Origin of the sequence: Nonomuraea fastidiosa (genome assembly GCF_042751225.1) — a bacterium.
In the GTDB taxonomy this organism is placed as follows: Bacteria; Actinomycetota; Actinomycetes; order Streptosporangiales; family Streptosporangiaceae; genus Nonomuraea; species Nonomuraea fastidiosa.
In genome coordinates this window covers 7579561-7603477 of record NZ_CP170570.1, presented here as the reverse complement: position 1 = coordinate 7603477, position 23917 = coordinate 7579561, and the positions used below count along the sequence as shown (strand labels likewise).

Sequence of the window (23917 nt, the reverse complement as noted above, 5' to 3'; positions counted from 1 at the left end):
GCGCCGGTAGAGGGGCGCCGGTGACAGTGGGGCGACGGCGCCCCGGCGGGCGCGCGGCGAGACGGAGGTGACCGGAATGGACGTCCAGACACCGGCGGGCGGCGCCGCCGTGGCCGAGGGGGTGGCCGCCGGCGCGCCGGGGGTGCGGGAGCTGGCGCTCGTCGCCGGGCGGCACGCCGTTCGGGCCGACGCCACCGGCAGGCCGGACCCGGAGACGGTGGGCGGCATCGTGACCGCCGGCTTCGCCAGGCACTTCGTCCCCGAGCGCTACGGCGGGGCGGCGGGCGGGTTCGCCGCGCTGCTCGGCGCGGTCGCGGCCGTGGGTGAGCGGTGCGCGTCCGCCGCATGGAACGCCTCGCTGGCGGCCGGGTCGGCACGGCTCGGCGCGTACCTGCCCGAGCGCGGCCAGGCGGAGCTGTGGGCCAGAGGGCCGGACGCGCTGGTGGCGGCCGGGCTCGTGCCCTCCGGCCGGGCGGTGAGTGACGGCGACGGCTGGCGGCTGTCCGGCGAGTGGGCGTATGCCAGCGGCGCGGAGTTCTCCGACTGGGTGCTGCTCGCCGCCCCCTCGGGCCCGCGTGACGCAGCCGGAGGCGACCGGCCAGGGGTGCGCTTCTTCGCGCTGCCGCGCGCCGCCTTCACGGTGCGGCACACGTGGCGGGCGCTCGGCATGCGGGCCACCGCCAGCGACACCGTGGTGGTGAGTGACGCGTACGTCCCCGAGCACCGGTCGGTCCCGTGGGAGCGGATCCACCGGGGCACTCCTGAGCCTCCGGCGGCGCGGTGCCATGCGGTGCCGTTGCGGCTGGTCAGCGGCCTGCTGTTCGGGGCGCCCGCGCTCGGTGCCGCGACGGCCGCCGTACGGGAGTGGAGCGAGCGCCTGCGCGGCGACGCGTCGGCCGGCGAGAGCGCCCGGCTGGCGCTGGCATCGGCCGCGGCGGAGGTGGAGACGGCCGGGCTGCTGCTGGCCAGGGCCGCCGAGACCGCCGATCGCGAAGCGCCGGACGGCGAAGGCGACATCGCGAGGGACGAGGCGCGCAACGCGCGGGACTGCGCCTACGCCGTCGAGCTGCTGCGCCAGGCCACCGACCGGCTGTTCCGCGCCGCGGGCACCCGCGTGCAGGCGGCCGGAGACCCGCTCCAGCGCGCGTGGCGGGACGTCTCCTGCGTGGCGAGCCACGTGGCACTGCGCTTCGAGCCTGCCGCCCTGCGCTATGCCGCCCACCTGCTCACCGGCGGGTTCGAGCGCGAGTCGAGCGGGGCGGCAGCCCGGCTCCAGACCCGGGTGTGACCGTCGGGGTCGGACAGCGCGAGAGCGAGGAGACGGCATGACCGAACAGCACAGCACCGGGGAGGCGGGTGCCGCGGTCGCACGGCGCAAGCTGGCGCTGGTGACCGGCGGCACCAGCGGCATCGGCCTGGCCGTGACCAGGTCGCTGGCCGCCGCCGGGCATCAGGTCTTCATCTGCGCCCGCAGGGCCGACCAGCTCGCCCTGGTGGTGAAGGGGCTGCGCGAGGAGGGGCTGGCGGTGGACGGCGTCCCGGCCGACGTGCGCGAGCCGGGCGACGTGCGGAACTTCGTCGAGACGGCGGTGAGCCGGTACGGTCCCGTGGACATCCTGGTCAACAACGCCGGGCGCAACGGCGGCGGTGTGACCGCCGAGATCACCGACGAGCTCTGGTTCGACGTCATCAACACCAACCTCAACAGCGTCTTCCTGGTCACGCGCGAGGTGCTGACCAGCGGCGGCATGGCGGCGCGCAAGCAAGGCCGGATCATCAACATCGCCTCGACGGGCGGCAAGCAGGGCGTCGTGCTCGGCGCGCCGTACTCGGCCTCCAAACACGGCGTGATCGGCCTGACCAAGGCGCTCGGCCTGGAGCTGGCCAAGTCCGGCATCACCGTGAACGCGGTCTGCCCCGGCTATGTCGAGACCCCGATGGCCGAGCGCGTCAGGAACGGCTACGCCGAGGTCTGGGGCACCACGCCCGACGAGGTGCTCACGAGGTTCAACGCGAAGATCCCGCTGGGGCGCTACTCCACCCCCGAGGAGGTGGCCGGCCTGGTCGGCTACCTCGTCACCGACACGGCGGCGTCGATCACCGCGCAGGCGCTGAACGTGTGCGGCGGCCTGGGCAACTACTGAGAGGAGAGTGAGATGGCCGAGCCGCGCATCCACCGGACCGAGCACCGCATCACGGTGCGGGCCCCGGCGGAGCAGGTCTACGAGCTGATCGCGGACGTGACCGCCTGGCCGCGCGTGTTCCCGCCCACCGTGCACGTCGAGCGGCTGGAATCGGCCGATGAGGACGGCGGCACCGAGCGGATCACGATCTGGGCGACCGCCAACGACACGGTGAGGTCGTGGACGTCCCGCCGCGAGCTGGACCGGGCCGCGCTGCGCATCGCGTTCCGCCAGGAGGTCTCGCAGCCCCCAGTGGCCGAGATGGGCGGACTGTGGGAGATCGAGTCGCTGCCCGGCGGCGAGACGCTCGTCCGGCTGCACCACGACTACCGGGCGGTCGGCGGCGATCCGGACGGCGCGGAGTGGATCGCGCGGGCGGTGGACCGCAACAGCGAGGCGGAGCTGGCCGCGCTCAAGCGGGTCGCCGAGCGGGAGGCCGCGCAGGAGCGGCTGCTGCTGGTCTTCGCCGACAGCGTCGAGGTCGCCGGGTCGGCCGCAGACGTCTTCGACTTCGTCGACCAGGCACAGCACTGGGCCGAGCGGCTGCCGCACGTGGCCCGCGTCTCGCTGCGCGAGGTGCAGCCGAACGTGCAGGTGCTCGGCATGGACACGCGGACGGCCAAGGGCGACGTGCACACCACCGAGTCCGTACGGGTGACCTTCCCCCACCGCTCCATCGTCTACAAGCAGCAGGTGCTGCCCGCGCTGCTGTCGGTGCACAACGGCCGGTGGACCTTCGAAGAGCGCGACGGCCGTACCGTCGCGACGAGCGAGCACACGGTGGTCATCAAGGAGGAGGCCATCCCCGCCGTGCTCGGCGAGGACGCCGACGTGGAGACCGCCCGCGCCTGGGTGCGGCGGGCGCTCAGCGGCAACAGCCTGGCCACGCTGGAGCACGCCAAACGGTACGCCGAGAGCCGCACCGCACCGGCGGCGTCGGGAGCGGCGTCGTGACGACCTCACTGTCCCCGGGCGTCCTGTACGCCGAGATCCAGGCGTTCTACGCCCGCCAGACCCGCCTGCTCGACCGCGGCAGGACCGGCGAGTGGGCGGCCACCTTCACCGAGGACGGCGTCTTCGAGGAGGTCACCAAGGGCCTGCGGCTGGAGGGCAGGGAGGCGATCGCCGCCTCCGCCCGCAAGCGCGCCGAGGCCACCGCCGCCGAGGGAGTCCAGCGCCGGCACTGGTTCGGCATGCTGGAGATCGCCGATGAGCCCGGCGGCAGGCTCGGCGCCACGTACTACGCGCTGGTGATGTCCACCCCGGCGGGCGGCGGGCTGTCGGTCTACCTCAGCGCCGAGGCGCACGACGTACTGGTCCCGCACGCCGGTGGCTGGCTGGTCCGCCACCGCAGCATCCGTCACGACGCGGCCGGGCCGCTGGAGAGCGAGGCGCCGTGGAGTTCGGCATAGTCTTCTTCCCCACCGTCGGCCCCGACGACCGGCCGGCGCCGCAGTACTTCGACGAGTGCCTGCACCTCGCGGCGCTGGCGGAGGAGCTGGGCTTCGCGCACGTCAAAACCGTCGAGCACTACTTCTTCCCCTACGGCGGCTACAGCCCCGACCCGGTGACGTTCCTGGCCGCCGTGGCCGCGCGTACCAGCAGGATCCGGCTCGGCACCAGCGCGGCCATCCCGGCCTTCACGCATCCGGTCAAGCTCGCCGGCAAGCTCGCCATGCTGGACAACATCTCCCACGGGCGGCTGGACGTCGCGTTCGGGCGGGCGTTCCTGCCGGACGAGTTCGCCGCCTTCGGCATCCCCCTGGACGAGAGCAGGGACAGGTTCACCGAAGGGGTGACGGCCTGCGTCCGGCTGTGGAGCGAGGAGAACGTCACGTTCGACGGGCGCTTCCACCGGTTCGGGCCGGTCACCCTGCTGCCGAAGGTGGTGCAAAGGCCGCACCCGCCGGTCTTCGTCACCAGCGCCCGCAGCCCCGAGTCGGTCGAGCGGGCCGGGACTGACGGCTACCACCTGCAGACGGTGCCGAACGTGATGTCGCGCGAGGTGCTCCAGGAACGCCTGGCGATCTACCGCAACGCCTGGGCGGCCGCCGGACACCCCGAGGGCGCGGCCCGCATCCACTTCAGCTACCCCACGGTGGTGGCGGACGACGGCGAGGAGGCCGCCAGGAAGGGACGCTACGACGAGGAACGCAACACCGCGGCCATCGCCGCAGCCGTCCGCGCCTGGAGCGGCACCACCAGCGCCGCCTACCCGGGCTACGAGAAGCTGGCCGACCTCACCACGCGCGCCACGTTCGACGACCGGCTCAAGGACGACAAGGTCCTGGCAGGCGACCCCGACCAGGTCAGGGCGCAGCTCGAACGCATCGCCGGCTGGTACGGCGACGACGTGACGATCAGCCTGGGCATCCACTCGGGGCACCTCGACGTCGGGGACGCGGAGCGCACGCTGCGCCTGCTGGCCGACCGGGTGCTGCCCAAGCTGCATGCCTGAGGAGGCGGCGCGGCAGGCCGGCCCGTCCCGCGTGGACGGCCGGCTGCTGCGCGTCGGCCTGATACTCCAGCTCGGCGCGCTCGCGCCGCTGCTGGACACCACGATCGTCAGCGTCGCGATCCCGGACCTCGGCCGGGCCTTCGGCGCGCCGGTCTCCGCCATCCAGCTGGTCAGCACCGGCTATCTGCTGGCCTTCGCCATGGTGGTGCCGCTGGTCGGCTGGGCGATCGAGCGTTACGGCGGTCGGGCCGTCTGGACGGCCTCGCTACTGGCCTTCCTGGCCGGGTCGCTGCTGTGCGGGGTGGCGTGGTCGCTGCCGGTCCTGGTGGCGGCCCGGGTCGTGCAGGGTGCGGCGGGCGGCATGGTCTTCCCGGTCATGCAGACCGTGCTCGCGCAGGTCGCGGGGGAGCGGCGGCTCGGGCGCGCCATGGCGATCCTCGCGGTGCCCGGCCAGTTCGCGCCCATCGCGGGGCCGACGCTCGGCGGCGTGCTCGTGGCCACGCTCGGCTGGCGGTGGATCTTCCTCGTCAACCTGCCGATCTGCCTGATCGCGCTGGTGGCCGGGCATCGCGGGCTGCCGCGCGGCACGCGCGACGCCGGGCGGCGGCTGGACGTGACGGGCCTGGTGCTGCTCGCGCCCGCGATGGCGCTGCTCGTCTACGGCCTGACCCGGGTCGGCGAGGTGCCCGGCGGCCCCGACGCGCAGGCCGTCGCATGCGCGGGAGCGGGGATCGCGCTGCTGCTCGCCTTCTCCGCCCGCGCGCTGCGCCGGCCCGCGTCGCTGGTGAACGTCCGCCTGTTACGGGCCCGCTCGCTGGCCTCGGCGTCGGCCGTGGTGTTCTGCACCCAGGCCGCGCTGCTCGGCACGATGTTCGTGCTGCCGCTGTTCTACGAGCGGCTGCACGGCGCGGACGCGCTGCGGGCCGGGCTGCTGCTCGCGCCCCAGGGGATCGGCGCGATGCTGGCGATGCCGCTGGTCGGCCTGCTGGTGGACCGGATAGGCCCCCGGCCTCTCGTGCTGGCCGGGATCGTGCTGGCGATCGCGGGCACGCTGCCGTTCGCGCTGGCGGGCCCGGCGACCGGTCAGGCGGCGCTGGCGCTGGCTCTCGGGGTGCGCGGGCTCGGCCTGGGCGCGGCGGTGATCCCCGTCGTCTCGGCGGCCTACTACGGGGTCGCCGAGCGCGACTATCCGGGCGCCACCACCGTGTTCAACATCGTTCAGCGGCTGGGCGGCTCGTTCGGCACGGCCGTGCTCGCGGTCGTGCTGCAGTGGCGGCTGACCGGTCCCGGCGGGGTCGCCGGCGCGTACGCGGTGACGTTCTGGTGGGCCATCGGCTTCACCGTGCTCACGCTGGTGCCCGCGCTGTTCATGGTGGGCCGCCACCGTACTGAGTGATCTGTCCTAGTTCGTCCTGGACTTGAGTGCACCACGAGGCACGCCGGTGATGCTGACCCGGTGTACGGCAACGGAAACGATCGGGGATGGTGACGGCCAATGGCCGCTGAGGCGACAATCATCGGCGCGGGAACCATAGGGCTCGGATGGACCGCCCTGTTCCTCGCCCGCGGGCTCCGGGTGCGCGTCAACAGCCGCCGGGCCGACGCCGGGCGCATCGTACGCGAAGGCATCGAGCTGTTCGCGCCCACGATCCCGGGCGGCGGCGCCGACCCGGACGAGCTGGTCACCCGGCTGCGCATCGAGCCCGACCTGGACCGCGCGCTCGACGGCACGGACGTCGTCCAGGAGAACGCGCCGGAGAACCTGGAGCTGAAGAAGGAACTGTTCGGCAAGATCGCCGCGGCGGCTCCGCCGGACGCGCTGCTGCTCAGCTCCACCTCGACCTTCCTGCCCGAGGACATCGGCGCCGACCTGCCCGACCCGCGCAGGGTCGTGGTGGGCCACCCGTTCAACCCGGCGCACCTCATCCCGCTCGTCGAGGTCGTCACCGCCGAGGGCGCCGACTCCCGGCTCGCCGAGCGGGCCGCGGCCTTCTATCGCGACCTGGGCAAGACGCCCATCGTGCTCGGCCGCGGCATCAACGGGTTCGTCGCCAACCGGCTGCAGTCGGCGCTGCTGCGCGAGAGCATCCACCTCGTACGCTCAGGCGTCGTCACGGTCGAGCAGCTCGACGCGATCGTGGTCGCCTCCATCGGGCTGCGCTGGGCCACCATCGGCCCCTTCCACTCCTTCCACCTCGGCGGCGGGCCCGGCGGGCTGCGCCACTGGCTCAGCCACCTGGGCGCCGGGCTGGAGAAGGGCTGGGCCGGGCTCGGCAACCCCACGATGGACGAGCAGACCGTACGCACCCTCATCGACCAGGCCGACCAGGCGTTCGCCGGCCGCACGTACGAAGAGCTCGCCGCCGAGCGGGACGCCAGGCACACGGCGGTGCTGCGCGCGCTCGCCGAGCTGGACGAGGAGGCTCCCGCCCGATGAGCCGCACCGCAGTGATCACCGGCATCGGCGTCGTCGCGCCCGGTGGCGTCGGGGTGAAGCCCTTCTGGGAGCTGCTGGTCTCCGGCCAGACGGCCACCCGCACGATCACGCACTTCGACGCCTCGCCCTTTCGGTCCACCGTCGCCGCCGAATGCGACTTCGACGGCGCCGCCGAGGGGCTGACCCCGCAGGAGCTGCGCAGGATGGACCGGGCCACCCAGTTCGCGGTGGTCTCGGCCCGCCAGGCGCTCGCCGACAGCGGGCTCGCGCCGCAGGAGCTCGACCCGTACCGGACCGGCGTCGCCATCGGCAGCGCCGTGGGCTGCACCACCAGCCTGGAACGTGAGTACGTGGTCGTCAGCGACGGCGGCCGCGAATGGCACGTCGACCCCGGCTACGCGGTGCCGCACCTGTACGACTACTACGTGCCCAGCTCCATCGCGGCCGAGGTCGCCTGGGCTGTGGAGGCGCAGGGCCCGTGCACCGTCGTCTCCACCGGCTGCACATCGGGCCTCGACGCGGTCGGCCACGCCGTACGGCTGATCGAGGAGGGCTCGGCCGACACCATGATCGCCGGCGCGTCGGACGCCCCGATCTCGCCCATCACCCTGGCCTGCTTCGACGCCATCAGGGCCACCACACCGCGCAACGACGAGCCCGCCACGGCCTCGCGGCCCTTCGACAACACCCGCAACGGGTTCGTGCTCGGCGAGGGCTCGGCGGTGTTCGTGCTGGAGGAGCGCGAGCGGGCGCTGGCCAGAGGCGCCCACGTCTACGCCGCCGTCGAGGGGTTCGCCTCCCGCTGCAACGCCTTCCACATGACCGGGCTGCGTCCCGACGGCAAGGAGATGGCGGCGGCGATCGGCGCCGCGCTCGACGAGGCCCGCCTCACGCCCGACGAGGTCGGCTACGTCAACGCCCACGGCTCCAGCACCCGCCAGAACGACAGGCACGAGACCGCCGCCTTCAAGCGCGCGCTCGGAGACGCCGCCTACCGGACGCCGGTCAGCTCGATCAAGTCGATGATCGGCCACTCGCTCGGCGCGATCGGCTCGCTGGAGATCGCCGCCTGCGCGCTCGCCATCGAGCACGGCGTCATCCCGCCCACCGCCAACCTCCACGAACCCGACCCCGAGTGCGACCTCGACTACGTCCCCCTAGTCGCCAGGGACGCCGCCGGGCTCGACACCGTCCTCACCGTGGGCAGCGGCTTCGGCGGCTTCCAGAGCGCGATGGTGCTCACGGGGCCGCGGCGGGCGGGCCGCCGATGACCGCGACGGGCACGTTCGAGACGGGTGTCAACGCGGCGGAGGTGCACGGGGCGCGGCGGGACGAGGCAGCGGCTTCCGGGACGACCGTGATCACCGGGATCGGCGTCGTCGCGCCGAACGGGCTGGGTGTCGCCGACTACTGGGCCGCGACCCTGGAGGGCAGGTCGGGCATCGGGCGCATCACCCGCTTCGACCCCGCCCGCTACCCCGTGCGCCTGGCCGGTGAGATCTCCGGCTTCGTCCCCGCCGACCACCTGCCCGGCCGGCTCATCCCGCAGACCGACCACATGACCAGGCTCGCGCTCGTGGCCGCCGACGAGGCGCTGCGCGACGCCGGGCTCCGCCAGGACGCCCAGCCCGAGTACGGCGTCGGCGTGGTGACCGCGGCGGGCGCGGGCGGCTTCGAGTTCGGCCACCGGGAGCTGGAGAAGCTGTGGCGCGACGGCCCCGAGCACGTCAGCGCCTACCAGTCGTTCGCCTGGTTCTACGCCGTGAACACCGGCCAGATCTCGATCAGGCACGGCTTCCGCGGACCGAGCGGGGTGCTCGTGTCCGACCAGGCGGGCGGCCTGGACGCCATCGCCCAGGCGCGCAGGCACGTACGCGGCGGGCTGCCCGCGGTCGTGACGGGCGCGGTGGACGGCTCGCTGTGCCCGTGGGGCTGGGTCGCCCAGGTGAGCACGGGGCAGCTCAGCCGCGCCACCGACCCGGCGAGCGCCTATCGGCCGTTCGACGCGGACGCCTCGGGGTTCGTGCCCGGCGAGGGCGGCGCGATCCTCATCGCCGAGGACGCCGCAGCGGCCGCCGCCCGTGGCGCCCGCGTCCACGGGCGCGTCCTCGGCTACGCGGCCACCTTCGACCGGCGGCCCCGCCCCGGCGCGCCCACAAGCCCGTTCGGCCTGCGCAGGGCCATCGAGCTCGCGCTGGCGGACGCCGGCCGCGCGCCCGGCGACATCGACGTGATCTTCGCGGACGGCGCAGGCGTCCCGGACCTCGACAGGGCCGAGGCGCAGGCGCTGGCCGCCGTCTTCGGGCCGCGCTCGGTGCCCGTCTGCGTACCCAAGACCATGACCGGCCGGCTCTGCGCCGGCGCCGGGCCGCTCGACGTGGCGGCCGCGCTGCTGTCGATCAGGGACGGACTCGTCCCGCCCGCCGTACACGTACGGCCGGACCCCGGCCACCGGCTCGACCTGGTCACGGGCGAGCCGCGCCCGCTGCGCGTGCGCAACGCCCTGGTCGTCGCCAGAGGCGCGCGCGGCTTCAACAGCGCGATCGTGGTGGGCGCGCCGGCCTGAGCAGCGCTCAATTCCGGAACTTCAGGAGGGATCTTCATGAAACCGCTCACGCTGGCCGACCTGGCCGCGATCCTGCGCGAGGTCGCGGGCGAGGACGAGACCACGCCACTGGAAGGCGACTTCGCCGACGTCCCGTTCAGCGACCTCGGCTACGACTCCATCGCCGTGCTGGAGATGGCCGCCCGGCTGAGCAGGGACTACGGCGTGCACCTGTCCGACGACGACGTTCTCGGCCCCGCCACGCCCCGGCAGGTGCTGGAGCTGGCGGGCTCCGAGACCGAGCCGGCGCCGTGACCGCGACCACGCTCCGCCCCGTCACGAACGCCTCCTGGTGGCGCTGCGACGGCTGCGGCTACCTCCTTTACGCCAAGCGGCTGGCCCGCTCCCACGGCGTGTGCCCCGAGTGCGGGCATCACCGGCGCATGCCCGCGATCGAGCGGCTTGAGCTGCTGCTCGATCCGGGCACGGCCGAGCCGCTCGACGTCCCGTACCCGGCCGACGACCCGCTCGGCTTCACCGACACCCGGCCGTACCGGGAGCGGCTGGCCGAGGCGCGGGCCCGTAGCGGGCTCGCCGAGGCGGCGATCGCGGCGCGCGGCCTCATCGGCGGCGTGCCCGCGATGGTCGTCGCGATGGAGTTCGGCTTTCTCGGCGGCAGCCTGGGCGCCGCCGTCGGCGAGCTGATCACGGTGGCCGCCGAGACCGCGCTGGCCGAGCGCAGGGCGCTGGTCATCGTGGCCGCGTCCGGCGGCGCTCGCATGCAGGAGGGCGCGATCGCGCTGATGCAGATGGCCAAGACCAGCCAGGCGCTGCTGGCGCTGGACGAGGCCGGGCTGCCGACCGTCTCGGTGATCACCGATCCGACGTACGGCGGGGTGGCGGCCTCCTTCGCCACGCTCTGCGACGTCATCGTGGCCGAGCCCGGGGCGCGGATGGGGTTCGCCGGGCCGCGGGTGATCGAGCGGACGATCGGCGAGAAGCTGCCGCCCGGCTTCCAGACGGCCGAGTTCCTGCTGCGGCACGGGCAGATCGACGCCATCACGTCCAGGAACGAGCTGCGCCCCACGCTGCGCCGCCTGCTCCGCGCGCTCGCCCCCGCGCAACCACCCCGGCCACCGGCTCCCGGACACCCGCGCCCGTCGCCGTCCCGTCCGCCGGCTTCCGGCTGCCCGCGCCCGTCGCCGGTCCGGCCGTATCCCTCCGGCCCCGCCGCCGTCGAGCGACCCGGCGCTGTGGTGACGGAGCCGTCGCGGCTGCCCGCCGCCGACCCGTACGAGATCGTCCGGTCGGCCAGAAGCCTCGACCGGCCCACCGCGCTCGACTACGTGCACCGGCTCGTGGACGACTTCGAGGAGCTGCACGGCGACCGGCTGGGCGGCGACTGCCCCGCCACGGTCGGCGGCGTGGGCACCCTCGACGGTCAGCCCCTCGTGGTGATCGGCCAGCAGAAGGGGCACGACGCCGCCGAGCTGCGGGAGCGCAACTTCGGCATGCCCGTACCGGCCGGGTACCGCAAGGCGGCCAGGCTCATGCGGCTCGCCGCCAAGCTGGGCATCCCCGTCCTGACGCTGGTGGACACGGGCGGGGCGTACCCCGGGGTGTCGGCGGAACGCGAGGGCCAGGCCGTCGCGATCGCCGAGAATCTGCGGCTCATGGCCGGGCTGCCGGTGCCGATCGTGTCCGTGGTGATCTCCGAGGGGGGCAGTGGCGGGGCGCTCGGGCTGGCCGTCGCCGATCGCGTCCTGATGCTGAGCAACGCCGTCTACTCCGTGATCAGCCCTGAGGGGTGCGCCGCGATCCTGTGGCGCGACGGTACGGCGGCGCCGCGCGCGGCCCGCGCCCTGGGGCTGGACGCGCGGGAGCTGCTGGCCCGGGGCGTGGTGGACGCGGTCCTGCCCGAGCCGGACGGCGGCGCCCAGGCCGACATCGACGGGACCGCGCGCCTGCTCGGCGAGGTCGTCGGCGCGACCCTGGCCGAGCTGCGCGCGTTGCCGGCCGAGGAGCTGACGGCCCGCAGGAAAGCCCGCTTCCGGCGGATCGGATCGCAGGCGGTGACGGGGTGAGGCAGGAACGCGGCACGCTCGGCACTCCGCCGGTCACCGACCACCGCAACGGCCTCCCTCAGCCCGCAGCACCTCCGGAGCCGATACAACGGTCAGGTTTGCCGAGCCCGGCAGAGCGGCCGGGACCGGAGACGCCGGAGATGCGCGAGTTGCTGGGCGCGGCGCAGGCGGGCGTACTGGACCTGCTGTATGGGCTGTCCCGGCAGCCGCGCACGCTCCGGCTGGCGGTGGGGCCGGTGACCATCGAGCTCGACTGGTCCGAGGGCCAGGCCCCGGCCGCGCCGCCACCGGCCGCCGCGTTGCCGACGGCGCCCGCGCAGGCCGGCCACGTGTCACAGGTGGAGCCGGCCGGACAGTCCACGCCGCCGGAGGAGGAGACGGTGACACTGGCGGCGCCGTCCGTGGGCGTCTTCTACCGCGCTCCCGAGCCGGGCGCGCCGCCGTTCGTGGCCGAGGGCGACACCGTCGTACCGGGCCAGAAGGTCGGCCTGATCGAGGCCATGAAGCTCATGATCCCCGTCGAGGCCGACAGGAAGGGCCGCATCGCGGCCTGTCTCCAGCCGGACGGCATGGCCGTCGAGTACGGTCAGCCGCTGTTCGCGGTCGTCCCGGACGAGGGCGGGTGAGCGGCGTGTTCGGCACCGTGCTCATCGCCAACCGGGGCGAGATAGCGCTGCGCATCGCGCGCGCCTGCCGGGAGCTGGGCGTCAAGGTGGCGGTGGTGTACTCGACCGAGGACGCCGGCACGGAGGTGGTCCGCTACGCCGACCGGGCGGTCTGCATCGGCCCGGGCGCGGCCAAGCACAGCTACCTGAACATCCCCGCGGTGCTGGAGGCCGCCCGCATGGTGGGCGCGGACGCGGTGCACCCCGGCTATGGCTTCCTGTCGGAGAACGCCGACTTCGCCGAGCTGTGCGCCGCCGAGGGACTGACGTTCATCGGCCCGCCGCCCCACGTCATCGAGGCGCTGGGCGACAAGTCGTCCTGCCGCTCGCTGATGGCGGGGGCCGGGCTGCCGATGCTGCCGGGCACGCTGGAGTCCGTCGAGACCTCGGCCGAGGCGCAGGAGGCCGCCGAGGCGATCGGCTGGCCCCTGGTCGTGAAGGCGGTCGCGGGCGGCGGCGGGCGTGGCATCGGGGTGAGCCGCACCCCGGACGACCTGCCGTCCGTCTACCGCGAGACCAGGCGGCACGCGAGCGCCCTGTTCGGCGACGGCCGCGTCTACCTGGAGCGCTATCTCAGCCCGGCCAGGCACGTCGAGATCCAGGTGCTGGCCGACGCGTACGGCAACGTCGTGCACCTGGGCGAACGGGACTGCTCGGTGCAGCGACGCCACCAGAAGCTCGTGGAGGAGACGCCCGCGCCCGCGCTGAGCCGGGACCTGCTCGACGACATGGCCGCGCACGCCGTACAGGGTGCCAAGGCCGCGGGGTACGTCGGCGCGGGCACGTTCGAGTTCCTCGTGGACGCGGCGGGCGGCTTCGCGTTCATGGAGGTGAACTGCCGGATCCAGGTCGAGCACCCGGTCACCGAGCTGGTCACGGGCATCGACCTGGTGCAGGAGCAGATCAGGATCGCGGCGGGCCATCCGCTGCGGCTGCGTCAGGAGGACGTGGTGCCGCGCGGGGTGGCCATCGAGTGCCGGGTCAACGCCGAGGACGCGGCCCGCGACTTCGCTCCGACGCCGGGCCGTCTGGAGGAGTTCGCGGTGCCGGCGGGTCCGTTCGTCAGGGTGGACACGCACGCGTGCGCGGGCGGCTCGGTCTCGGCGTTCTATGACTCCCTGCTGGCGAAGGTGTCGGTGTGGGCGCCGGACCGGGACGCGGCGCTGGCCAGGATGCGGCGGGCGCTGGGCGAGGTGCGGATCGCGGGCCCCGGCGTGCGTACCACGACCGCCTTCCTGGAGTCGGTCCTGGCCAGCCCCGGCTTCCGCGCCGGACGCTACGACACCGGCCTGGTCGAACGCCTGCGGCAGAAGGAACCACGATGAAGGCCCTCGTGCTGGCGGGCGGGTCGGGCACCCGGTTGCGGCCGATCACGCACACCTCGGCCAAGCAGCTCGTCCCGGTGGCGAACAAGCCGGTGCTGTTCTACGGCCTGGAGGCCATCGCGGAGGCGGGGATCACGGAGCTGGGGCTGGTGGTGGGCGACGCGCACGCGGCGATCGAGGCGGCGGTGGGCGACGGTTCCGCGTTCGGGCTGCAGGTCACCTACCTGCGGCAGGAGGCGCCGCTGGGGCTGGCGCACGCGGTGCTGATCGCCCGCGACTACCTGGGGGACGACGACTTCGTCATGTACCTGGGCGACAACTTCATCGTGGGCGGCATCACCGGCCTGGTGGAGCGGTTCACCGCCGAGCGGCCCGCGGCGCAGATCCTGCTGACCCGGGTGGGCGATCCCCGCCAGTTCGGGGTGGCCGAGCTGGACGCCGACGGCCGGGTGATCGGGCTTGAGGAGAAGCCGGAGCACCCGAAGAGCGATCTGGCGCTGGCCGGGGTGTACCTGTTCAGCCCGGCGGTGCACGCGGCGGTGGCCGAGTGCAAGCCGTCGTGGCGCGGCGAGCTGGAGATCACCGACGCCATCGGGCACCTGATCGAGTCGGGTCAGCGGGTGGAGTCCACGATGATCACCGGCTACTGGAAGGACACCGGCAACGTGACCGACATGCTGGAGGTCAACCGATTGGTGCTGGAGTCCGCCGAGCCCCGGGTCGAAGGGCTCGTGGACGTGGCCAGCGAGCTGATCGGCCGGGTGGTGATCGAGCCGGGCGCGGTGGTCGAGCGTTCGCGGGTGGTGGGCCCGGCGATCATCGGCGGCGGCGCCCGCATCCGGGACAGCTACGTGGGCCCGTACACCTCGATCGGCGCGTCCTGCACGGTCACCGGCAGCGAGATCGAGTACTCGATCGTGCTGCCCCGCGCCTCCATCGCCGGGGTGGGCCGCATCGAGTCGTCGCTGATCGGCCACGACGTCGAGGTCACCCCGGCGCCCCACACGCCCAGGGCCCACCGTCTCGTGCTGGGCGATCACAGCAGGGCGCGGATCAGCTCATGACCAGCTATCTCGGCACCGGCGGCGCAGAGTCTGCTGCGCCGCCGCCCGGTGCCGCTGTACGGCGACGGCCGCGACCGGCGGCCCGCATGAGCTGGCTCATCACCGGAGCGGGCGGGCTGCTGGCCACCGGCCTGCTCGACCGGCTGGCCTCGACCGGCGAGCCCGTGCACGCGCTGGGCCGCGCCGCGCTCGACGTGCGCGACCGCCGCGCGGTCCGCGACGCCCTCGCGGACCACCGCCCCGAGATCGTCGTCAACTGCGCGGGATGGACGGCGGTGGACGACGCCGAGGAGCACGAAGCCGAGGCGCTGGCGGTCAACGGCACGGCGGTGCGCTGGCTCGCGGAGGCGTGCGACCTGGTCGGCGCGCGGCTGCTGCAGATCTCCACCGACTACGTCTTCGACGGCGCCGGCGCCGGCCCGTACCCGGAGGACGCCCGGCCCGCGCCCGTGAACGCCTACGGCCGCACCAAGCTCGCCGGAGAGCGAGCGGCGCTGCGGCACGGCCACTACGTGGTGCGCACCGCCTGGCTGTACGGGGCGGGCGGCCGCGACTTCGTGCACGCGATGATCCGCGCGGCGCGCGAGCGGCCGTACCTCGACGTCGTGGACGACCAGCGCGGGCAGCCCACCTGGAACGCCGACCTGGCCGACTACCTCGTCCGGCTGGCCCGCTCCGGCCTGCCGCCCGGCGTCTACCACGGCACCAGCGCGGGCGCCACGACCTGGTACGGCTTCGCCAGGGAGATCTTCACGCTGCTGGGCGAGGACCCGGACCGGGTGCGCCCGGTGCCCAGCTCCGCCCTGTCGCGCCCGGCAAGGCGGCCGGCCAGCAGCGTGCTCGCGCACACCCGATGGGAGCCGATCCGGCACTGGCGGGCGGCCCTGCGCGCCGCCTGGCCCGCCATCACCCGCCTGCGCCGTCAGGAGGTGCGCTCACGTTGAGGAGGTACGGCATGCGGCAGGGCATCGGCGAGCCCGAGACGTACGAAGTGGCCGACGGCGTGTACGCCTACGTCCAGCCCGACGGCGGCTGGTGCCTGAACAACGCCGGGCTGATCGTCGGCGAGACCGGGACGCTGCTCGTCGACACGGCGGCGACCGAGGCGCGCGCCCGCCGGCTGAAGGACAGCGTGAGCCGCATCGCGGGCGGCCCGCCGCGCGTGGTGGTCAACACCCACCACCACAGCGACCACACGTTCGGCAACTTCGTCTTCGCGCAGGACTCGCTCGTCCTCGCCCACGAACGCTGCCGGGAGGAGATGGCCGCCTCCGGCTTCGGGCTGTGCGGGCTGTTCCCCGGCGTCGAGTGGGGCGACCTCGCCCTCGCCCTGCCCGAGGCCACATACCAGGACCGGCTGACCCTGCACCTGGGCGGGCTGCGGGCGGAGCTCATCCACCCGCCGGTGCCCGCCCACACCACGAACGACACCGTGGTGTGGGTGCCGGAGCGTCGCGTGCTGTTCACCGGCGACGTGGTGATGTCGGGGGTGACGCCGTTCTGCCTGATGGGCTCGATCGACGGATCGCTGCGCGCGCTGGAGTGGCTGCGCACGCTCGACGCCGCCGTCATCGTGGCCGGTCACGGTCAGGTGGCCGGGCCAGAGGTGCTGGACGAGGCGGAGGCGTATCTGCGGTGGGTGCGCGAGGTGGCGGCGGAGGGCGTACGCGCCGGCCTGCCGCCGCTGTCGGCCGCCAAGGAGTCCGGGTACGGGCGCTTCGGCGCGCTGCGCGACCCGGAACGGCTGACGGCCAACCTGCACCGCGCCTACGCCGAACACCTCGGCGCCGCCCCCGGTGCCCCGCTGGACGTGCTGGAGATCTTCGAGGAGATGGTCGCCTTCAACGGCGGCCCTCTCACCTGCCACGCCTGACCTGGGCGGGCCGGTGAAGACGGTCAGTGCGGGCCGCGCTTGCCCGGGGTCCAGAACGGCTTGACCTGATCGACGTGCCCGGCCAGGTGCGCTCACGGACGAGGAAGTCGCGCACGAGCCGGCAGGTCTCCGCGACGAGCGCCCTCGCAGGCGCGCCGGCGGTTGACCTCAAGTGCGGTTGAGATTGCACGATGGCGAGCCGAAGCGGGGGCCGTCGGGCGGCCGTACCCGCTGGGTGAAGCGACCACGAGGACCTTGATGAAGCTTGAGCTGTACGCCGACGTGCTGTGCCCCTGGTGCTATATCGGCAAGAGACGCCTGGCGTCCGCCCTGGCCGGCCACCCTGACCGCGACGGCATCGAGGTCGTCTGGCGTGCCTACGAGCTGTCGCCCGACGAGGGCCGCACGCCAGGACCGACCGCAGCGGAGGCCATGACCGGCTGGTGGGGTGAGCAGGCGCCCGCCCGCATCGCGCGAATCCGGTCGCTGGGCGCGGCGGAGGGGCTGGAGCTGAACCTGCATCTGGCCCGCCCGGTGAACACCTTCGATGCGCACCGCCTGGTCAAGCTGGCCGCCGGGCGCGGCCGAGCCGATCGGATGATGGAGCTGCTGCTGCACGCGTACCACACCGAAGGGCAGAACGTCGCCGACCCGCAGGTCCTGCAGCGCCTGGGCGAAGAGGCCGGGCTGGACGCGGGGGAGGTGCGGGTGGTCCTGGACGGCGACGCCTACGCCGACGACGTACGCGCCGACCGCCGCCGCGCGGCCGTGCACGGCGTCACCAGCGTGCCCAGCCTCGTGATCGACGACCGCCCGCCCGTCCCCGGCGTGCAGCCCGTCGCCGGCCTGCGACGGCTCCTGCATCGTCCCGATCAAGCCTGACTGACGTACGGAAAGGAATCTCACCGCGATGGACATCGGTATCGGGTTGCCCGGCCATGCCCCGTGGACCGAGGGCACGGCCCTGGTGGAGTGGGCGCGCCGCGCCGAGGCGCGCGGCTTCTCCACACTCAGCGTCAGCGACCGCCTGGCCTGGACGACGCCCGAACCCCTGATCACGCTCGCCGCCGCGGCCGGTGCCACCTCGCGCATCCGGCTCCTGACCAGCGTCCTGCTCGCGCCCCTGCGCGCCAACCACGCCCTGTTCGCCAAGGCCGTCACCACGCTGGACCAGCTCGCCGGCCCCGGCCGCCTGCACCTGGGCCTCGCTCCCGGCCTCCGCGAAGACGACTTCCAGATCAGTGAGGTCGACTACGGCACCAGAGGCCGCCGGCTCGACCGGCTTCTGGACCGGCTCGCCTCTGTCATGTCGGGAAACGACCTCGTCGGCCCCCGACCGGCCACGCCCGGCGGTCCCGCCCTGCTCTTCGGCGGCACGTCGAGGGCGACCCTGCGCCGCATCGCCTCCCGTGGCACGGGCTGGATCGCGGGCGACGCGACCGTGCAGGACGTGCGGGACTTCGCGCCCCAGCTCCGTCAGGCGTGGAAGGAGGCCGGGCGGACCGGCTCGCCCCGCATAATCGCATCGGTGATGTACGCGCTCGGCCCGAACGCCGAGGCGGCGGTCGCGGACGCCATCGGCCCGTACTACGCCTTCGCCGGCGACGAGTACGCCCAGTACGGCATCTCCCTCGCCTACACCAGGCCGGAACAGATCACCGACGCGATCGCCGCCTTCGAGGAGGTCGGCTGCGACGAGCTGATCTTCATGGGCAACGACCCCGACCCCGCCCAGGTGGACCTCCTGGCCGGCGCCGTCGGCCTCTGACCGTGCCAGGCCGGACCCGCCGCACGCGGATCCGGTCTGGCGTGCGGGAACCGTACGTGGCCGGCGTCCTGGGCGACGTGATCCTGGTCAACGGCGCCCCGTGGCCGGTGCACGAGGCCGACGCGGCCCGGTACCGGCTGCCCTGCTCAACGCCTCGAACGCGCGCCATTACCGGCTCGAAGCCGTCGCCGATGACGAGTGCCGGCTCGGCCTCGTCCAGATCGGCGCGGACCAGGGCCTGCTCGCACCGGCCTCGGGATGTGGAGGTGTGGCGGCTGGTGGCCGACGTGCACCATTCCGTGCACCTGCACCTGGTCGGCTTCCGGGTGCTCTCGGGCGGCGGCCGGCCGCCGCTGCCGCACGACGCGGGCCTGAAGGAGGGGCAGACCAAGTACGAGAGAAAGGGGCAGTGACGCCTATGACCTGTGACGTTGCCCGTTCGATTTCGGCGTACGCGGTTTGACCGGGAGGCCCCGCTGCTACAGGTACTGGCCCGCCTCGGCGCTGTCTGTCTTCGACACACGCGCCGACACCACGTTGGCGAGGTTGATGACTATGCCGTTCACGTCGGCTTCGCGATCATATCTTGCTCGCATCAACACCAGGCTGCGCCGCTCGTCCACAGCACGAGCGATCGCCGTCACCGCCTCCGGCTCTCCGTCGAAGTCCCCGCTGATCACGGAGACGTCTTCGCCGCTCATCAGGTGGAATCGAATGATCAGTGCGACATTCTCAGGCACGGCCGGCTCCTTTCGACAGCATCCGCAAGGGGCCCCTGCCCAGGGTCGAACGGTGTAGGCAGTTGCCCTCCGCATTCGCCTACCGTGGCGCGGACGCGGTGCCCTCCAGCCGGGCTGGGATACGGAGTGACAATCGCGGCACCCGGTCCGAACCGGTTTGTTGCCCTGGTCAGTGGTCGGTGATGAGGGCGTCCAGGGCGGCTTCCTTGTCGGCTTCGGTGGGCAGGGCGTAGCGGCGGGTGGTGTCCAGCGAGCCGTGACCGAGGAGTTCGGCGACCAGGATGGGGTCTTTGCCGTCGCGGATGAGCTGGGTGGCGAAGGTGTGGCGCAGGACGTGCGGGCTGAAGGGTTCGGTGGGGTCGTCACCCAGGCCGACGGCGTCGCCGAGGCCGGTGATGATGTCACGGGCGGCGCGGTCGCTCAGGCGGCCGCCGCGGTGGTTGAGGAACAGCGCGGCGTGGGTGTCGGCCCCCTTCCAATCGGCGCGGGCCTGCAGCCAGTCGGTCAGGGCCTGGCGCAGGTCGGGGTGGACGGGCAGCAGGCGGATCTTGCCGCCGTCTCGGCCCTTGCCGCGGATGCGTAGCTCGCCCTTGCGGGCTGAGAGGCGTACGTCGGCCAGGTCGAGGCCGACGACTTCGGAGATGCGCAGGCCGGCGTAGTAGGGCAGCAGGGCGATGGCCTTGTCGCGCGCAGATGCGGTGAGCTGGACGTGGCGGACGTAGCGGCGGGTGCGCCGGGTGTTCAGGGCGCGGGGTGCGGTGCGGCGGGTGTCGCGTTCGCGGCGGGCCTGGGGCTTGCCGAGGCCGCGGCGGGCGTAGAAGTCGTCGATGGCCGACAGGTAGGTGTCGATGGTGTTGGGAGCGCGGCGGCCGTTCTTCAGATGCCGGCGAAAGTCGCGCACCGCGCCGGTGGCGGCGGCGGGGTCGGTGAGCGGGTCGCCGTCCAGGGCGCCGGCGTCGGCCTGGTCAGCCAGCCAGGCCAGATAGCCGCGCAGCCGGGAGGCGTACTTGGTCCTGGTGGAATCGGCCAGCGGGGCGTGCGCGAGCGCGGCGGTGTAGCCGGCCAGGACGGCGGCGTGGGGGGCGGAGAGTGGCACGGCCCGCGACCGGCGCGTGTTTCCGGAAGCTGCTCCGGCCGGTTGCGTGATCTCTGAGGGCGTGTTTCCGGAAGTCACCCACCCAGTTTACTTCCGGAATTGCCGAATTCCGGAAGTCATGGCGTACAATGAAGGTACCGAGGTCTTTTCGAGCGTTGGCATTCAGGTCTGCGTCGCCCCCGGCGAACCACCACCGGCCTCTTCGGGGGCCTGGACAGGTCAGGCGACCATGACGCCGACACTTCTTTCTCCACCCGCACCGCTCAGCTCCGCCTCGCCCGCGATCCCCCGGGTCGATTCCGCGCTACGGCTCAGCCTCAACCCGGTGCCGAACCGGCTGGCTGTGGTGGACGGGGCCTGGTGGCCCTGCTCCCGTGACGCGGCCGCCGAGCTGCCCGGCCTCATCGCCGCTGTGGACCGGCTGCTGGATCGGGCCACGCTCCGCATCGGCCTGCACGGCGATGTGTGGCAGAACGTCCCGCGCCGCATCCCCGCGCGTGGGCGTCAGGTCCGCATCGGCTGGTTCCGCCACACCGACCCGCGCGTGATCACTCTCAGCTTCGCCACCGGCGAGCCAGTCGTCCTGCTGATCATCCCGTCGGGCACCGCCGCCGGCGCCGCCGAGGCCACGCTCAAGCTCACCGCCCAGGACATCGCCGGCATGAGCATCGACGCCATCCTCACCCTCGCGCATCTGCCCGCCCGCCCGGTCCCGCGTGCCACGGCCGACGGCTCGGCCCGCTGGGAGGACGAGGGCGGGTCGGTCATCGGGCAGGCAGCGCAGCCATCCATCGGACGGCCGGCAACGCCGGAATGACCCCGTGCCGCCTGCCGGCCGGATCGAGCGGTCCAGGCACCGCCCGAACTGGCGGCGGGCCGATCTCCGGCCGGCAGGCATCTCATCACCTTTCAGCTTCTCCCGTGAGGAGACATTCCATGACCGTCATCGACACCGCCCCGCTCGCCGGGGCCAGCGCCTCGGCGCCGACCCTCGTGCATCTATCAGGGGACATCGACCTCTTCACCACAGCCCGCCTGCGCCGCCGGCTGATCAACGCCCTCGACCACAGCACCGACCTGCTCATCGTGGATCTGTCCCAGGTCACCTTCTGCGGGGCAGGCGGGCTGGGCGTGCTCGTCGGCGTGCAAGGCCGTGCCCGGAGACGAGGCATCACGCTGGCCCTGACCGGCGTTCCCCCGCGCGTGGCCCGGCTGCTGCGCATCACCGGGCTGGACCGCCGCTTCCCGGTCATGGCATGACCGGCATGCCGACCGCCACCCGCACCGCCGCCGAGGCGGGCTATGACGGCCATGCGCCGTTCCCCCGGCCCGCTGCGCCCGCGCGGGCCGGCATCGTCGCGGTGACGCTGACCGCGGCGATCGTCATCGCGCCGTTCCTCGCGCTGGGCGCCGGCATCTGGCTGGCATGGGGAAACGGAATCACCCTCACCGACCTGCTGCTGGCCGCCGTCTTCTACATGGTGACCGGGCTGGGCGTGACGGTCGGCTTCCACCGGCTGCTGACCCACCGCTCCTTCACCGCCCGCCCGTGGCTGCGCGTCATCCTGGCCGTGGCCGGGTCGATGAGCTTTCAGGGCAACCTCATCGACTGGGTGGCCGTCCACCGCCGCCACCACGCCTTCACCGACCAACCGGGCGACCCGCACTCCCCCTACCGCTACGGCACCGGCCTCGGCGGGCAACTGCGCGGCCTGGCCCACGCCCACCTAGGCTGGCTGTTCTCCGCCGAACCCACCTCGGCCACACGGTATGCCCCCGACCTGCTCCGCAACGATCCGGCCATGCTGCGCATCTCGCGCGCCTTCCCCGCCTGGTGCGCCATCTCCCTGCTGCTGCCGTTCGCTGCGGGCTGGGCCATCAGCGGCAGCCTGTACGGCGCCCTGACCGCGTTCATCTGGGCCGGCCTGGTCCGCATCGCCCTGCTGCAGCACGTCACCTGGAGCGTCAACTCCCTGTGCCACATGATCGGCCAGCGGCCGCACACCACCCGCCGCCACGACCGCTCCACCGACCTGTGGCCACTGGCCCTGCTCTCCTTCGGCGAAAGCTGGCACAACGGCCACCACAGCCAGCCCGGCTGCGCCCGGCACGGCCGCGGCCCCCGCCAGATCGACCCCTCCGCCGCGCTCATCCGCCTGTTCGAACGCCTGGGCTGGGCCACCCACGTGCACTGGCAGCCCGCCGACGGCCTCGGCCACCCACGCATGGTGGCCGGCAAGCACACACTGCGCACCAGCACCCGCCCCAGCACGCCCGGGAGACGTTAGCCCTGGTCAGCACGCTTGATAGGAGCTCGTTCCGCATGGAGGAGACGATCTAATGTGAGGGGAGGGGCTCCAGGGGGAAGGCGTCAAGGTGACGGGCGATGGTGAGCGGATGCTGGGCGGCCTGCTGGACGCCACTCAGCTGTCGGCGATGGAGGATCTGCCGGGCCTGGTCGCCGCGTACGGACGGCTGGCCGGCTTCTCTCAGACGATGATCTACGTAGCTGACCTGCAGCAGCAGCTGCTGCTGCCCTTGGCCGGGCAGCGCGACGTGTACGGCGAACGGCTCGAGGCGATCCGGATCGACGCCACCATGGCCGGGCGCGCCTTCCGCGACGTGGAGATCGTCGAGGCCCGGCACGTGCTGGATCCCGCCGCTCCCGAGAGCGTCCCTGCCTCGCCGGCCGGCGAGGGGCCGCAGCGGCTATGGGTGCCGTTGCTGAGCGGCACCGAACGGGTCGGCGTCCTGGGAGTGAGCGTGCAGCGGGGATCTGAGGCCGCGGCGTTGCTGGCCTGGCTGGCCTCGCTCGTCTCGCTGCTGCTGATCAGCAAGCGCCCCTACAGCGATTCCTACGCCCGTCTGGTCCGCGCCCGGCCGATGACGCTGTCGGCCGAGGTGTTGTGGAACCTGCTGCCGCCTGGGGCCTTCGCCGACGACAGGGTGGTGGTCAGCGCCGCGCTGGAGCCGGCCTACGAGGTGGGCGGAGATGCCTACGACTACGCGATCGACGGCGACACCCTGCATGTGTCGATCTTCGACGCGATGGGGCACGACACCGCGGCCGGGCTCACCGCCACCATCGCCATCGGGTCCGCTCGCACCAGCCGCCGCCAGGGCACGAACCTGCCCGCGACGAGCGAGGCCATCGACGCGGCGATCGCCGAGCAGGTCACCGGCCGCTTCGCCACCGGCGTCCTGGCCGATCTCGATCTGCGGACCGGCCGGCTGGCCTGGGTCAATCGAGGTCACCATCCGCCGTTGGTGATCCGAGGCGGCCGGCAGGTCGCCACCTTGACCAGCGTGCCCGACCCCCCGATGGGTCTCGGCCTGGACCTGTCCACCGGCCTGCTGCACTACCAGCTCGAACCCGCAGACCGGCTGCTGTTCTACACCGACGGCATCATCGAGGCCCAGAGCCCGGACGGGGAGCCGTTCGGGCTGGAGCGCTTCATCGACTTCATCATCCGCCGCGAGGCCGACGGCATGTCGGCCCCGGAAACCCTGCGCCGCCTGATCCAGGCCATCCTGGCACACCAGCGCGGCCGGCTGCAGGACGACGCCACCGTACTGACGGCCGAATGGCGCACCCAGCGGCAACAGCCGCTCATCCTGGAACGCTCCAGGCCGACCGCGCCGCACGAGGCAACACAATGAGCAAAAGCCATCGGCACGC

25 protein-coding genes are annotated in these 23917 nt (G+C 73.3%); 23 read left to right on the top strand and 2 right to left on the bottom strand.

The window, feature by feature from the left end:
* Window positions 1–76: 76 nt before the first annotated feature.
* From ACFMQL_RS34910 to ACFMQL_RS34820, 19 genes are all read left to right on the top strand, one after another.
* The gene (locus ACFMQL_RS34910) at window positions 77–1288 is read left to right on the top strand and encodes an acyl-CoA dehydrogenase family protein (RefSeq protein ID WP_364050939.1); all 1212 of its coding nucleotides are present in this window, start codon (window positions 77–79) and stop codon (window positions 1286–1288) included.
* A gap of 37 nt (window positions 1289–1325) precedes the next feature.
* Complete coding sequence (gene fabG / locus ACFMQL_RS34905) at window positions 1326–2144, top strand: 3-oxoacyl-ACP reductase FabG (RefSeq protein ID WP_378789050.1); 819 nt, start codon at window positions 1326–1328, stop codon at window positions 2142–2144.
* Window positions 2145–2156: 12 nt separating this feature from the next.
* The gene (locus tag ACFMQL_RS34900; RefSeq protein ID WP_364050944.1) at window positions 2157–3137 is read left to right on the top strand and encodes an aromatase/cyclase; all 981 of its coding nucleotides are present in this window, start codon (window positions 2157–2159) and stop codon (window positions 3135–3137) included.
* Window positions 3134–3595, top strand: coding sequence for a nuclear transport factor 2 family protein (locus tag ACFMQL_RS34895; protein WP_364050947.1), 462 nt, complete (start codon window positions 3134–3136; stop codon window positions 3593–3595). Before ACFMQL_RS34900 ends, ACFMQL_RS34895 begins: the two co-directional genes overlap by 4 nt.
* On the top strand, window positions 3580–4641 hold the full coding sequence (locus ACFMQL_RS34890) for an LLM class flavin-dependent oxidoreductase (RefSeq protein ID WP_364050950.1): 1062 nt from the start codon (window positions 3580–3582) through the stop codon (window positions 4639–4641). Before ACFMQL_RS34895 ends, ACFMQL_RS34890 begins: the two co-directional genes overlap by 16 nt.
* Complete coding sequence (locus tag ACFMQL_RS34885; protein WP_364050953.1) at window positions 4634–6037, top strand: MDR family MFS transporter; 1404 nt, start codon at window positions 4634–4636, stop codon at window positions 6035–6037. The genes ACFMQL_RS34890 and ACFMQL_RS34885 overlap by 8 nt, the downstream gene beginning before the upstream one ends.
* A gap of 99 nt (window positions 6038–6136) precedes the next feature.
* Window positions 6137–7078: a 3-hydroxyacyl-CoA dehydrogenase NAD-binding domain-containing protein gene (locus ACFMQL_RS34880; RefSeq protein WP_364050956.1), complete on the top strand. Its 942-nt coding sequence runs from the start codon at window positions 6137–6139 to the stop codon at window positions 7076–7078.
* Window positions 7075–8349 carry a beta-ketoacyl-[acyl-carrier-protein] synthase family protein gene (locus ACFMQL_RS34875; protein WP_378789046.1) on the top strand — a complete coding sequence of 425 codons (1275 nt, stop codon included), beginning with the start codon at window positions 7075–7077 and terminating at the stop codon, window positions 8347–8349. Before ACFMQL_RS34880 ends, ACFMQL_RS34875 begins: the two co-directional genes overlap by 4 nt.
* A complete protein-coding gene (locus tag ACFMQL_RS34870; RefSeq protein WP_364050962.1) occupies window positions 8346–9644 on the top strand; it encodes a ketosynthase chain-length factor in 1299 nt (432 codons plus the stop codon). Before ACFMQL_RS34875 ends, ACFMQL_RS34870 begins: the two co-directional genes overlap by 4 nt.
* Before the next feature lie 36 nt (window positions 9645–9680).
* Window positions 9681–9938 carry an acyl carrier protein gene (locus ACFMQL_RS34865; protein WP_364050965.1) on the top strand — a complete coding sequence of 86 codons (258 nt, stop codon included), beginning with the start codon at window positions 9681–9683 and terminating at the stop codon, window positions 9936–9938.
* Window positions 9935–11707, top strand: coding sequence for an acetyl-CoA carboxylase, carboxyltransferase subunit beta (accD, locus tag ACFMQL_RS34860; protein ID WP_364050968.1), 1773 nt, complete (start codon window positions 9935–9937; stop codon window positions 11705–11707). Before ACFMQL_RS34865 ends, accD begins: the two co-directional genes overlap by 4 nt.
* Window positions 11708–11847: 140 nt before the next feature.
* Window positions 11848–12333: an acetyl-CoA carboxylase biotin carboxyl carrier protein gene (locus ACFMQL_RS34855; protein WP_378789043.1), complete on the top strand. Its 486-nt coding sequence runs from the start codon at window positions 11848–11850 to the stop codon at window positions 12331–12333.
* Window positions 12330–13697, top strand: a complete 1368-nt coding sequence (locus tag ACFMQL_RS34850; RefSeq protein WP_378789042.1) for an acetyl/propionyl/methylcrotonyl-CoA carboxylase subunit alpha — start codon at window positions 12330–12332, stop codon at window positions 13695–13697. The genes ACFMQL_RS34855 and ACFMQL_RS34850 overlap by 4 nt, the downstream gene beginning before the upstream one ends.
* Window positions 13694–14761, top strand: coding sequence for a glucose-1-phosphate thymidylyltransferase (locus tag ACFMQL_RS34845; protein ID WP_364050977.1), 1068 nt, complete (start codon window positions 13694–13696; stop codon window positions 14759–14761). Before ACFMQL_RS34850 ends, ACFMQL_RS34845 begins: the two co-directional genes overlap by 4 nt.
* An 86-nt stretch (window positions 14762–14847) precedes the next feature.
* A complete protein-coding gene (rfbD, locus tag ACFMQL_RS34840; protein WP_364050980.1) occupies window positions 14848–15705 on the top strand; it encodes a dTDP-4-dehydrorhamnose reductase in 858 nt (285 codons plus the stop codon).
* Between the two features lie 11 nt (window positions 15706–15716).
* On the top strand, window positions 15717–16634 hold the full coding sequence (locus tag ACFMQL_RS34835) for an MBL fold metallo-hydrolase (protein ID WP_378789039.1): 918 nt from the start codon (window positions 15717–15719) through the stop codon (window positions 16632–16634).
* A 258-nt stretch (window positions 16635–16892) separates the two neighbouring features.
* Window positions 16893–17516, top strand: a complete 624-nt coding sequence (locus ACFMQL_RS34830) for a DsbA family protein (RefSeq protein ID WP_378789038.1) — start codon at window positions 16893–16895, stop codon at window positions 17514–17516.
* 28 nt (window positions 17517–17544) lie between these two features.
* Window positions 17545–18402, top strand: coding sequence for an LLM class flavin-dependent oxidoreductase (locus ACFMQL_RS34825; RefSeq protein ID WP_364050989.1), 858 nt, complete (start codon window positions 17545–17547; stop codon window positions 18400–18402).
* 41 nt (window positions 18403–18443) lie between these two features.
* Entirely contained in the window at window positions 18444–18815 is a 372-nt protein-coding gene (locus tag ACFMQL_RS34820) for a hypothetical protein (RefSeq protein ID WP_378789036.1), read from the top strand.
* Between the two features lie 66 nt (window positions 18816–18881).
* Here the strand turns inward: ACFMQL_RS34820 and ACFMQL_RS34815 are convergent, their stop codons facing one another.
* Both ACFMQL_RS34815 and ACFMQL_RS34810 read right to left on the bottom strand, forming a co-directional pair.
* On the bottom strand, window positions 18882–19142 hold the full coding sequence (locus ACFMQL_RS34815; RefSeq protein ID WP_378789034.1) for a hypothetical protein: 261 nt from the start codon (window positions 19140–19142) through the stop codon (window positions 18882–18884).
* 169 nt (window positions 19143–19311) lie between these two features.
* Window positions 19312–20238, bottom strand: coding sequence for a tyrosine-type recombinase/integrase (locus ACFMQL_RS34810; protein ID WP_378789032.1), 927 nt, complete (start codon window positions 20236–20238; stop codon window positions 19312–19314).
* Between the two features lie 46 nt (window positions 20239–20284).
* On the opposite strand from ACFMQL_RS34810, the gene ACFMQL_RS34805 reads away from it, so the two are divergent.
* The 4 genes from ACFMQL_RS34805 (at window position 20285) to ACFMQL_RS34790 (ending at window position 23898) form a co-directional block, all read left to right on the top strand.
* Window positions 20285–21055 carry a DUF5994 family protein gene (locus ACFMQL_RS34805; protein WP_378789030.1) on the top strand — a complete coding sequence of 257 codons (771 nt, stop codon included), beginning with the start codon at window positions 20285–20287 and terminating at the stop codon, window positions 21053–21055.
* Window positions 21056–21174: 119 nt separating this feature from the next.
* On the top strand, window positions 21175–21498 hold the full coding sequence (locus ACFMQL_RS34800) for an STAS domain-containing protein (RefSeq protein ID WP_378789028.1): 324 nt from the start codon (window positions 21175–21177) through the stop codon (window positions 21496–21498).
* Between the two features lie 5 nt (window positions 21499–21503).
* A complete protein-coding gene (locus tag ACFMQL_RS34795; RefSeq protein ID WP_378789027.1) occupies window positions 21504–22526 on the top strand; it encodes an acyl-CoA desaturase in 1023 nt (340 codons plus the stop codon).
* 88 nt (window positions 22527–22614) lie between these two features.
* Entirely contained in the window at window positions 22615–23898 is a 1284-nt protein-coding gene (locus tag ACFMQL_RS34790; RefSeq protein ID WP_378789026.1) for a PP2C family protein-serine/threonine phosphatase, read from the top strand.
* Window positions 23899–23917: the final 19 nt, after the last annotated feature.